The organism is Pseudomonas quebecensis, from assembly GCF_026410085.1.
GTDB lineage: Bacteria > Pseudomonadota > Gammaproteobacteria > Pseudomonadales > Pseudomonadaceae > Aquipseudomonas > Aquipseudomonas quebecensis.
Genome location: NZ_CP112866.1, coordinates 95177 through 106639, shown reverse-complemented (window position 1 = coordinate 106639; position 11463 = coordinate 95177). Strand labels below are relative to the sequence as shown.

At 60.9% G+C, this 11463-nt stretch carries 8 protein-coding genes and 1 pseudogene; 3 read left to right on the top strand and 6 right to left on the bottom strand.

What is annotated here, in order from left to right; genetic code table 11:
• Positions 1-215 precede the first annotated feature (215 nt).
• From OSC50_RS00515 to OSC50_RS00505, 3 genes are all read right to left on the bottom strand, one after another.
• Positions 216-635, bottom strand: coding sequence for a hypothetical protein (locus tag OSC50_RS00515; RefSeq protein WP_266247251.1), 420 nt, complete (start codon positions 633-635; stop codon positions 216-218).
• Positions 613-996, bottom strand: a complete 384-nt coding sequence (locus OSC50_RS00510) for a polymorphic toxin type 44 domain-containing protein (RefSeq protein WP_253509697.1) — start codon at positions 994-996, stop codon at positions 613-615. Before OSC50_RS00510 ends, OSC50_RS00515 begins: the two co-directional genes overlap by 23 nt.
• A 392-nt stretch (positions 997-1388) precedes the next feature.
• On the bottom strand, positions 1389-1649 hold the full coding sequence (locus tag OSC50_RS00505; protein WP_253509698.1) for a DUF6124 family protein: 261 nt from the start codon (positions 1647-1649) through the stop codon (positions 1389-1391).
• Positions 1650-2428: 779 nt separating this feature from the next.
• On the opposite strand from OSC50_RS00505, the pseudogene OSC50_RS00500 reads away from it, so the two are divergent.
• A pseudogene (locus OSC50_RS00500) lies at positions 2429-2715 on the top strand (HigA family addiction module antitoxin).
• A 20-nt stretch (positions 2716-2735) separates the two neighbouring features.
• On the opposite strand, the gene OSC50_RS00495 reads toward OSC50_RS00500, so the two are convergent.
• Positions 2736-3371, bottom strand: coding sequence for an NBR1-Ig-like domain-containing protein (locus tag OSC50_RS00495; RefSeq protein ID WP_253509699.1), 636 nt, complete (start codon positions 3369-3371; stop codon positions 2736-2738).
• A gap of 288 nt (positions 3372-3659) precedes the next feature.
• Between OSC50_RS00495 and OSC50_RS00490 the strand changes: the two genes are divergently transcribed.
• Together OSC50_RS00490 and OSC50_RS00485 are read left to right on the top strand one after the other, a co-directional pair.
• The gene (locus OSC50_RS00490) at positions 3660-4466 is read left to right on the top strand and encodes a 2OG-Fe(II) oxygenase (RefSeq protein WP_266247252.1); all 807 of its coding nucleotides are present in this window, start codon (positions 3660-3662) and stop codon (positions 4464-4466) included.
• A 22-nt stretch (positions 4467-4488) separates the two neighbouring features.
• Complete coding sequence (locus OSC50_RS00485) at positions 4489-5124, top strand: LysE/ArgO family amino acid transporter (protein WP_181076553.1); 636 nt, start codon at positions 4489-4491, stop codon at positions 5122-5124.
• Between the two features lie 55 nt (positions 5125-5179).
• Here the strand turns inward: OSC50_RS00485 and OSC50_RS00480 are convergent, their stop codons facing one another.
• Both OSC50_RS00480 and OSC50_RS00475 read right to left on the bottom strand, forming a co-directional pair.
• Positions 5180-5635, bottom strand: coding sequence for a chemotaxis protein CheW (locus tag OSC50_RS00480; protein WP_253509701.1), 456 nt, complete (start codon positions 5633-5635; stop codon positions 5180-5182).
• Positions 5628-11447, bottom strand: coding sequence for an Hpt domain-containing protein (locus tag OSC50_RS00475; protein ID WP_266247254.1), 5820 nt, complete (start codon positions 11445-11447; stop codon positions 5628-5630). The genes OSC50_RS00480 and OSC50_RS00475 overlap by 8 nt, the downstream gene beginning before the upstream one ends.
• Positions 11448-11463: the final 16 nt, after the last annotated feature.

Here is an 11463-nt window from a genome sequence, read left to right as displayed (position 1 = left end):
CCCGGGACGCTCCGCGTCCCGCCAGACGCTGCAAATTTCGACTACTGCGCATAGGCAACGCGGAGCGTCACGGGCTGCATTCCCACGCGGGAGCGTGGGAACACGTCCGTGTCACCGTTTTTTGCGATGACGGACGAAGACTAGGCGCGCGGGCTGCACACGACACGTTCATGCACGGCCCAAAATCTTGCAGGAAAAATCCGAAGCCAGCAGGCCTACAGCCTCATGTCGATGCTCACAGCCCCCAAAGCGTCAAGCGGGTAGCTGCGGTACTCATAAACCTCCCCACGAACAATGAGGTGGAGGACTCCATCCACCTGGGTCACTTGGACATCAGGCTCCTTGGTTTTTAGAAATGGATGTGCCGACACCAATGACGTGAGTATTTCGTGATCATTACCCAGATTCTTATGGACGTAGTACCTGTAGGAAAAGCCCACCGTCGCACCACCCTGACTATTCCGCACGCCATAAATAGAGTTGCCGTTACTCAAGGAATACCTGAGTACTACCTCATCCAACTCCGGTGTACCGGGACTCATCAACCAACCAACGCCCAAGTACCCGAGACACACCACCAGCAACCCGTTGAGCAAGACCTGGACCGACCACTTAATACCCTTGAGCTCTGGCATATTCGATGCCCTCCTTGATCCAATGCTGGTCGCTATGGTCATCGCCATATGGCGCATCACCCCACCAATCTCCAAATTCCGTCCGAGAGGTACCCGCTGATTTTTGCGCAGCACCTGCCGCTCTAAGCAACACACCTTCGGGGATACCCAACACCGTTCCGGTAACCCCATAGTTGAAGTTACCAAACGCCTCGTACTCGCGACTTTTCTGTTTGTAATCCCAAGGGCCACGCCCTCTGACTTGTGAGTAAAACCATGAATAGGTGAACGCCGAACCAGGCTTCAAATGCATCCTGCGGTTGTTGGCCAGGGCGATATTGTCTTGCAGCGACACGCCTGGGGGCATTGGAGGGACAGCCATTTGCGAATCCTTCGCTGATGGGGTTGAGCGTCAAAAGCTAGCACTCAAAAATCAGCCAAAACTCGGGAAATGAACTTACAGAAACTTCAGACTACTTTTCGATCCACGTCTTACATCGGTTAGGAGTAAAGTAAGACTTTTTGGGGCCGGCGTGGCTACCGCACGGCTATGGCCGTCGATGTAAAGCGCCTACGACTTGTGGCAGGCCGAGCATCGGGAGCAGCCGATGATTGAGCTCTACAGATTGTGGGAGGGGCTTACCCCGATAGTGATGGTTCAGTAACAGTTACTGAGGCTGATACACCGCCATCGGGAGCAAGTGGAATCGTCGCACCGCCCCTCCCACATTTGCTCAGTGGTGTCTGTTAGATAGCGATCCCAAAAGGAAATGATCAGCCCCTGTTTGGAACCTTTTCCGGCGAAGGGCTTACCTGTTCCAGCGCTCTATCCACTAACAACTGCCCCAACTCGGCCATTTGCTGGATCCCGAGCATGATGGCGCGCTGGGAAGTGTCCAGGTCGAAGGCCAGGTTGCAGGTCAATGCGTTGAGGGAGGACAGCGTTTCGCTGGCGTTGACCAGCAGGGTTTCGGTGTTTTGGTGGGGGTTTACCGTGAAGAGGCTTGTGGGTGGATTGGGTGTAGGTTTGACCATGATTTACAACTCCGATATGTGATGGAGACTGCCCTTTTCCGCTTGCACGCGAATTAAGGTGGCAGCTGTGCGCAGGTGTGCAAGACCGGGCATATCGGACCCCGGCAGACCCCGAAAGGTCTCCCACGCACAGCCGCCATAACAAATACAGCAGGCATAAAAAACGCCCGCTGAATGGCTATGGGCGTTGGTGCGCCGACATGTAACCGGACTTGCACGTCCGTGTCACCGTTTTTTGCGATGACGGGTCGAAGACTAGGCGCGCGGGCTGCACGCGACAAGTTCATGCACGGCCCAAAATCTTGCAGGAAAAATCCGAAGGCTGGTCACACCTCGCAAGCGCAAAGCGCTTTCTGTGGCGAGCGGGCTTGTCGAATCGTCGCACCGCCCGCGTTGGGCTGCGCAACAGCCCCAGCAAGATAAATGCGTTGCTTCAGGTAAACCGAGTTGGCAGGTTTTGGGGCTGCTGCGCAGCCCAACGCGGGGCAAGCCCTAATGCCGTTCAGTTAAGGCTTTTTGTAGGAGCGAGCTTGCTCGCGAAGAACTCAGGGCCACCGCGCTTATCGAGAATGAACGCGTTGCCTGGGCGTTTTTCGCGAGCAAGCTCGCTCCTACAGTGAATCACTTTCGCTTAACTGAACGGCATTAGGGCAAGCCCGCTCGCCACACAGAATATTCCGACAAGGATTTCAGGTTGTTGCTCGGGACTCGCCTCTCTAGCCTTTTTCGTCCAAATCCCACCAAGGGCAAACATGATGAGTCCGAACACTAAGCCCCATATAGCCATGCACAACCCACCTCACCCAGGCGAAATTCTGCTTGAGGATGTAGTCCCGGCCCTCGGTATTACCATCACCGAATTGCCAGACGCCATGGCTTCGCCCGCGAGACTTTTTCAAGGATCTTGCATGGCCACGCCCCCGTCAGCCCAGACCTTGCCGTCAGGTTGGAGCGAGCCGGCGTGAGTACTGCGCAGTTATGGTTGTCGATGCAAAGTGCCCACGACTTGTGGCAGGCCGAGCATCGGGAGCAGCCGATGATTGAGCGGTTTGCGCGGATTGACTAAGGAAAAAGCCAACCGGACGCTCAACGCGCCATGACGTTAACCACTACATGCAAAATGAACGCAGGCCCGTAACAGGGTTTCCCCTGCTCATCCTCGATTCTCCAGACTGAAGCCACCGTGCAGGTCTCTTTGGGTGCTGCAAACTCCACACTGATATGCACCGGCTGGCCCGGCAGCGTATCGGCAATAGGGAGCTCGCTGTGCAGGCTACGCAAATGAATATCCATCACAACCTCCAACTGGCCTTGTGGATCTGCGCGGCGGGCAATCACATATTCCCTATCAACACGCACCAGTCGTCGCCCTCGCCAAGGTCGTGTGCCAAGGTTCTGAATCTCCCAGGTTTTCTGAAAAACTTCCCCCGGCAACACGACGGCTTGATCAGGCGTCGTGACATCGGCATTGAACACCGCAACGTCCTCCGGATCATCAATACCTGCAGCCCGATTGGTGGTAGCCATTGAGCACGCATTAGCGGGCGCGCCTGTCAGGTCAGCGAAGTAGCGAAACAACAGCAAGGGAGAAACCTGCAATGCCTTCGCCAGCTTGATCAGCGTGCGTACCGATGGGTCCCTGGACGCTCCAGCCGCTAGACCGTACAGGTAAGTCCTGGAAATTCCTGCTTCCTTGGCCAGCGCAGTCAGCGGCTTGCCCAATTCGCGGCTGCGCCGTGCAACCAATGACCTGAGGGTATCTCGCGTTCTTATATTCATACGAAGTGTACGGTTCCCGTTTTTAGGTGAACGTCATTTCTTTGTCCGCCAAAAAAGACAACCTGTCCGCCGCCCCGTGTCTTGAACCATGCACACTCGCCACCTGCTGGCGATGTTGTGAAGGACATGGATGGCACCCTTTTAGCCGGTCATATCCAGTGTCGTAGTTTCTCGCATGCTTGCGAACCTAGTGTTTGTTGCATTCCTTTACATCTACCTTTGGATATAGCCATGAACCACATTAAAGCGTGCTGTGAATCCATTGCTCAAACAGGCTTCGGCACCCTGCAAATATCAGAAGCGATGCTGCTGGATTACAAAAAAATCGTTGATGGATACCCCGCAATATCACCAGCCACCAAAGCCTCGTTTTCCTTCGAAAAAGACACCGATGGATTTTTCCCCTTTGGCGCTGAGTACTCGAGCCTTGAGGAGCAGCCAGACCTATGTGAGCGATTTTGTTACTGGCCTGCACATTCATTAAAACGAAGAGCCTTTGAATTCACACGAAGTGATTTTTTTGCCGCCGTCACAGCTTTTGAACAACAGATCAGCGAGCTTGCCCAGGGATTGATGGACGGAATTTGCGCGGAGTTTGGAGCCACTTCGTTGAACTCTTTGCGTGCAGCGTCCTATCTGCAACTGTGTGTCTATGGAGCTAATTCCGGGTCGGGTCAGCGCCAGTTTGCTCAGGATCCTCACGAGGATGGTCATCTGTTGTCATTTATCAAGCCTACTCGTGATGGCCTCGTTCTGGTTCGAGGCAGCTCGCTGGAGCCGGTGCGCCTCTTGGAGAACGAGGTAGCAATCTTGGCCGGATCGTTACTGACCGAGCTCTCGGATTGTGCGATTCCCGCTGCGTACCACGCGGTTCTGACGCCTCGGAGACCAATGCCGCGCAGCTCTCTCATTTACTTCGTCAACCCTGATTCGGAGCAGGAACTGACAAGCTTTTTCCGCCACCAGCCGATCGACTTGAAAAACGCCGCCGACACGCGCCATACCAGCTTCGGTAATCACCCCCTTCAATTGATCTGATACACAGGCGGCTGAGCGCTTCATGACTCCAGACTTCAACGCTTTTTATCTCGAAGGCCTGTTACTGGGCATCGGACTGTTCGCCGCTCCTGGACCGAAGGACACCCTGGTTATTCGCCAGGGTGTCAGTCGCAGCCCTGTCTGGGGGGTGGTGGCGGTATGCGTGTTCGCCGACATCATCCTCATCGCTCTTGGGGTCATGGGCTTGGGCTCGTTACTTGGCACAAAGCCAGGTTTAGTGGCGTTTCTGCTGCTGTCGGGAGCGGCCTACCTATTGTGGTTCGGCTGGCAGCGGTTATTGGCTTGTCTGCGTAACCAGTCGATGCCGGACACTCGAAGCAACCTCACCTCACAACGGGGATTGCTGCGCACAGCGGTGATACTTGGATTTGCCAATCCGTATGCTTGGCTGGATACCGTGGTGCTAATTGGCTCTATTGGCGCGGTAAAGCCCGTCAGCCAACAAGCGTTCTTTGCCGTCGGAGCAATGACTGCGTCGCTGGTGTGGTTTGTGGTTTTGGCGTTGGGATGCCAGAGGTTGACGGGGCTATTCCGTTCGGCAAAAGTCTGGCGTTTATTGGACGCGGGCGTGGTGATTTTGATGGTGTATCTGGCGGGTATGCTGATTGCTGATTTTCATCGGCTGCAGCGTCCCTGAACCGGAAAAGGCCCCTCATCATAGGACGCCTTTCATTTCTCAGAAAATGCGCAGCTCAGGCCAGGCCTGACTCGACCAGCAAGGCTTCCAGCCCCATCAAATCCGGCACCTTCGCCACATGCTCGCCCACCTGCACCGCTGCCAGCTCCAGCGGGCTGAGCGGCACGTCCACATAGCTCAGCTCGCTGTCGAGCTTGTACGACCGCGGAATCCCCTGGATCACCAGTGCGATGAACTTCAAGGTCGGCCGCCCGCCCAGTGCGTTCAGCACCACGATGCGCGAGCGTTCGCCGACGACAATAGCTTCGCCGCAGGCGGCTTCAAAGCTGATCAGGGGGATTTGCCGGTCACGCCAGGTGACTTGCCGCAAATACCACGGCGGCGCATCACTGGCCGGTTCGCCGCGCTGAAAATCGATCAGTTCGGCCACGGCCACGTTGGGCAGTATCAGGTGCCGGTCGGCCAGGGGCAGAAGCAGGCCGGTGACCTGGCTGGCGCGATGGTCAAGCATGGGACTTGCTCCAGTAAGCGATGCTTTCGAGCAGCACCGACTCCTGGTACGGCTTGCCCAGGTAATCGTTGACGCCGATGGCCATGGCGCGGTCGCGGTGTTTCTGGCCGGTGCGAGAGGTGATCATGATGATCGGCAGGCGCATCAGCCGCGGGTCGTTACGCACCTGAATCGCCACTTCAAAGCCGTCCATGCGCGGCATTTCTATGTCCAGCAACATCAGGTCCGGGGTGTGTTCCTCAAGCACGGCCAGGGCGTCAATGCCGTCCTTGGCGGTGAGTACGTTCATGCCGTTGCGCTCCAGCAGGCGGCTGGTAACTTTGCGCACCGTCACCGAGTCGTCGACCACCAACACCAGCAGCGGGCGCTTTTTCAGGGGATCGTTGAGGATCAGCGGCGCGTGGCTCGCCTGGGCCGGCAATGCCGCTGGCCGGGCGCGGATATGGGCCAGCAGGTCGATGATCAGCACCACGCGACCGTCTCCGAGAATGGTCGCCCCCGAGACGCCTTTTACCCCGGCAAATTGCGGGCCCAAGCCCTTGACCACAATCTCACGCGTGCCGGCCATGGCGTCCACATGCACCGCCACATGCCGCTCATTGCACTGCACCAGCAGCACCGGCACGGGCTGGTACTGGCCCAGCAGTTTCGGGCGCGCGACGGTGTGCAGCAGGTCGCCCAAGTAGAACAGCTCATAGCGCTGGCCGGCATACTCGTAGCACGGCGGGTCCTGCTGATAGTGGCCCGCCAGTTCATGGGGCAGCACACGCACCAGGCCCTCAATGGTGTTGAGCGGGATCGCGTACTGCTCGTCCGCGCACTGCACCATCAACGCACGATTGACCGACACGGTGAAAGGCAGGCGGATGCGGAAATGCACGCCCTGCCCCGGCGTCGAGTCGATCACCATCGAACCGCCGAGCTGGCGCACTTCTTCATGCACCACGTCCATGCCCACGCCGCGCCCGGAAATCTGGGTGATTTTTTCCGCAGTGGAGAAGCCCGGTTGCAGGATGAACTGCAGCACGTCACGGTCGCTGATCTCTTGCTGAGGACTGAGCAGGCCGCGCTTGATCGCCTTGCGCCGCACCGCGTCCAGCGGCACGCCGGCACCGTCGTCGCGCATGTCGAAGACGATATCGCCGCCTTCATGAGTCAGGTCGAGGGTGATGCGGCCCTTTTCCGGCTTGCCGGCGGCCAGGCGCACCTCCCGGGACTCCAGGCCGTGGTCGACGGCGTTGCGCAACATATGCTCCAACGGCGCCACCATGCGCTCCAGCACGTTGCGGTCCATTTCGCCCTCGGCATTGCCGACGATGAACTCGACATCCTTGCCCAGCTCACTCGCCACCTGCCGCACGATACGTTTGAGCCGTGGCAGCATGCGTTCGAACGGCACCATGCGGGTACGCATCAGGCCTTCCTGCAACTCGGTGTTGATGCGCGCCTGCTGCTGCAACAGGTTGTGCGCGTCCTGGTTACGCCGTTCCAGGGTTTCCTTGAGGTCCAGCAGGTCCGAGGCCGACTCGAACAGCGCGCGAGACAATTGCTGCAGTTGCGAATGACGGTCCATTTCCAGCGGGTCGAATTCTTCGTAGCCCAGGCGCTCGGCCTCGACTTTCTGGCGACTGAGAATGCGGCCCTGGGTTTCGGTGTCCAGGCGGCGCAACTGATCGCGCATGCGCTCAATGGTGGTTTCCACCTCGTTGAGGGCGACGCTGGCATCGTTGACCTGCTGCTCGATCCGCCCTCGGAAGATCGAGGTTTCGCCGGCCAGATTGACCAGGTCATCAAGCAGATCCGCCGAAATTTTCACCGTATCGGCGGCCGGGTCCACCGCCGCCTCGGCCTTGCCCGTCGGCAACGCCACCGGCCCCAGCGGCTCGTCGCTGGGGTGCACCAGGCTCTTGATGCGCTCGATCAGTTTGTCCACCGAGCCCACCGGCAAGCCGTCGGCCACCGCGTCGATCATCTGTGCCAGGCGATCGTGACAACCTTGCAGCAGCGCGAACAGCTCCGGGCTTGCAACCAGTTGGCCGGCGGACAGCCCTTCGTAGAGAAACTCCAGTTCATGGGCCAGGTCGCCAATCGGACCGATCTCGACCATGCGCGCGCCGCCCTTGAGGGTGTGCAGGTCGCGCAGCAGGGTTTCGACCTCCTGGCGATTGCTCGGCTCGGCCTGCCAGCGCAGCAGCGCGGCGCCGGAGCTGTCGAGGATGTCGGCGGCTTCTTCGAGAAAGATCTCCAGCAACTCAGGGTCGGCACTCGACGCGTCGCTCGCCGGCGTGGCGGCTGCCGGGGCGCCGTTGTGGCGCAGCGCCCGGATTTTGGCCACCAGCTCCGTGCTGTCGCTCAGGGCCTGATGCTGGTGCAGCTCTTCCAGCTGCAGCGCCAGCCGTTCATGGCTGGCCATCAACACCTGGGACAGTTCGTTGGAGTAGTTGTAGCGACGGTCGACCAGGCCTTCGTAAAGGCCTTCCAGTTCATGGGCCAGGTCGGCTACCGGCGCGATCTCGGCCATGCGCGCGCCGCCCTTGAGGGTGTGCAGGTCGCGCTGCAACGACGACAACGGCGCCATGCTCTCGGGCTCCAGCAACCAGCGCTTGAGGGATTGCCCGGCGCTGTCGAGGATATCGACCGCTTCTTCCAGGAAAATCTCGACGATCTCATCGTCCACGGTGGTGGCGTGATCCAACTGCCGCGTCGCCGCGCCCAGTTCGGCAATGTTCGGCGCGCGGTCGCCCTGGCGTGTGATCAGGCCGGTGGCCGAGGGGGCGAGGGCTTCATCCAACAGCTCGCGCAAGGCCTGTACACGAGCCGGCGCGGGGCTGATCTCCTGGCCGGCGGCGAGTTGGTCGAGCATGTTGATCAGCGCTTCATGGGCCTGTTCGGCCTCCTGGAAAAACCGCTCGCTGACCGCCAGGCTGCTTTCTTCCACGGCGCCGTACAGGTCGAGCAAGGCTTCGCAAAGCTCGTCGATGGCATGCAGATCGGCGTGATGCGCGCCTTCGCCGAGGGTGGTCAGCTCATCCAGCAGCGCGGTGAGTTCCTGGCGCTCGCCGGGGTGTTGCTGCCAGCGGCGCAGCAGGCTTTCGGCATCGAGCAGGATGTCCATGCCCTGGGCCAGGAAATCGGCGATCAGGTGCGGGTTGCGCTTGATGCGCAGACCACTGCTGGGCGCGTCGAGCAACGCCTGGAGCTGGCGCTCGAGCAGCTGTTGGGTACGTGCAATCAGGTCCGCGGCGCCCGAGATCGGTGCAAGGGGGTCGCTGTCCAACTGACGCAACCCTCGCTGGAACAGGCCTTCGGCTTCCAGCAGCAGCTCCACTTCATCCAGGTCCAGCGGCAGGCGGTGAGCCTTGTACTCGCGAGTCAGGTGATCCAGCGGCCGCGCCAGTTCGGCGATGGGCGATACGCCGGCCATGTAGGCGCTGCCCTTGAGGGTGTGCAGGGCCCGTTGCAGTTCATCGCTGACTTGCAGCGGCACATGCTCGGCGGCCTGTTCCAGGAAGCGGTTGAGGCTGTCGAGGTGGCTCAGGGCTTCGTTGCGAAAGATCTCCAGCAGCAGCGGGTCATGGGGCTCGGCGGCCGTCACGGCGACACCACTGGCCAACCCATGGGCACGGGCGGCCAGGGCGTCGACTTCATCGCGCTGGCGCTGGGCGCCCTGGGCAAAATCGGCGATCAATTCCGGCAACAGTGCCACGGCTTCATCCAGCACCTGTTGCACCTGCGGGCCCAGGGTCACGCTGCGTTCGAGCACGCGGTTCAGCAGGTTCTCCACGGCCCAGGCCAGTTCCGCCAGCACCAGGGCGCGCACCATGCGGCCGCTGCCTTTGAGGGTGTGAAACGCGCGGCGCATCTCGCCTTGGGCGTTTTTGTCCGCGCTGTTGGGCAGATAGCGGTGCAGCACCTCGAGGACTTCGTCGGTCTCTTCGAGAAACACCTCGCGCAACTCATCGTCGACCGGCGCTTCATCGGCCGGCGGCGGCAACAGGCTGCCGGGGCGCTGCAAGGCCGGCGGGTTGAGGCGCGACGTGGGGCTGGCCAATGCGTCGAATTGGGATTGGCTGGGCGCAGCCTCGGTAGAGAGTGCACCGTCCGGCGCGGCCAGGGCTTGGCGCCAGGGTTTTTCCGCCGGCAGGTAGCCGAGCGCGACCAGCCCCTGGGTGGCCAATTCCAGCACCCGTTCGCCGGCGGCATCCGGGTCCTGGAGCATGCGTTCGAGGTAATACTCCAGGCTGCTGATTACGTCGGCGAAGTGCGCCAATTGCTTCTCGCTCGGCGGTTGTTCGTCGACCATCAACTGCGCATCGACGTAATCGGTGCAACCGCGCATCAGGCTGGCCGCCCGGGGCAGAGGGATCATGGCCAGCGCGCCGCGCACCTGGCTCAGCAGTTCCGGCAGGGATTCCAGGCGTTGGCGGTCCCAGTCGGCCTCGATGCAGTCGATCACCAATTCTTTGGCCTGGCGCAGGCACTGGCAGGATTCGCGCAGCACCAATTGGTGAATCTGGGTCAGGTCGGTGGTGGGCAGGCGGCTTTCTTCGCGGCTCTCCGGCTCGACGGTGCCGGCCATGCCCGCCAGCGTGGCTTCGACGTAAAGGAGCGCGCCGGCCACATCCATCAGCACCGCATCGTCCGGTTCGCGATGGCCCTGGGCCAGGCTCAGCACCACGGCGAGCTGGTCGATGATCACTTTGCGCGGCTGGCCGAAGCCGAGCACCGCCAGCGTATCGGCGATCTGTCGCAACGGTGCCAGCAGCGCGTCAAGGTCGCTGGCGTGCTGGCGGTCGCTGCGCACGAACAGGTCCAGGCGCTCCTTGACCCGCACCAGCTCCTCGCACAACGCACCGAGTACCGAGCCCATCGCATTGCGATCCGGCCCGGCCATGTGCGCGCGCTCGGCATCCACCACGGCGCTGTCGGGCAAGGCATCGTCCAGGCCGTAGCGTTCTTTCAAGCTTTGCATGCGGGGCGTCGGGCGGGTGACTTTGGCGACATAGAACAGCAGGCTCTTGAGCAGGTCATCCGGCGCCGACTGGTTGATGCCCTCGATGCCCTGGGCCAGCAGGCGCTTGAGCTGCCTGTCGCTGGCCTTGAGCAGGCTGCGCAGCGCCGGGCTGTTGGCGATCACGCCCGTGAGCATGCCCTCGACCAGCGCCGAGGCCACTTGCCACAATGGCAACAGAGGTGCGCCCTGGCACAGCGCTTCCAGACGCGCGAACACCCGCGCCATGTCTTCCAGGTTGCTCGGGCCGTGATCCTCGCGCAGCAACCCGGCCAGCGCCTGTTGCAGCAGTTGGTGCCATTGGCGCAGGTGTTCGTGAAGGTCCGGCCCTGCGCGCCGGGCCAGGGCCTCGTCGGGCAACGGCGCAATCGACAGCAGTTGCGGGCTGAACAGGCTGGTTTCCGACAGCAGGCTTTCACCGCGGGCGCTGCGCAGGTCGTTGAGCAGCGGCAGGACGACCAGCGGCAAGTCACGGCGAGCGCTGTGCACGCGGTCGAGGTACAGCGGCAACTGGCCAAAGGCCTGTTGCAGCAGGCGGATGCCCTCATCGCGCTGGCCGACCTGCCCGTCGCGCAGGGCCATCGCCAATGCCTCGATCTCCTCGGCCAGCAGCGCCGCGCCGTAGAACTCGACCATCTGCAGCGCGCCGTGCACCTGGTGGATGCCGGCCAGGCATTCGTCGATCACATCGCCGTCGGCGGTTTCGACGTAAGCGTCCAGCGCCGAACGGGCGTGTTGCAGGGTCTCGGCAATGTCGTCCTTGACCCATTCGAGGGCCACGTAGTCGTGCCGATCAACCATAACTGCTCCGCTTTGA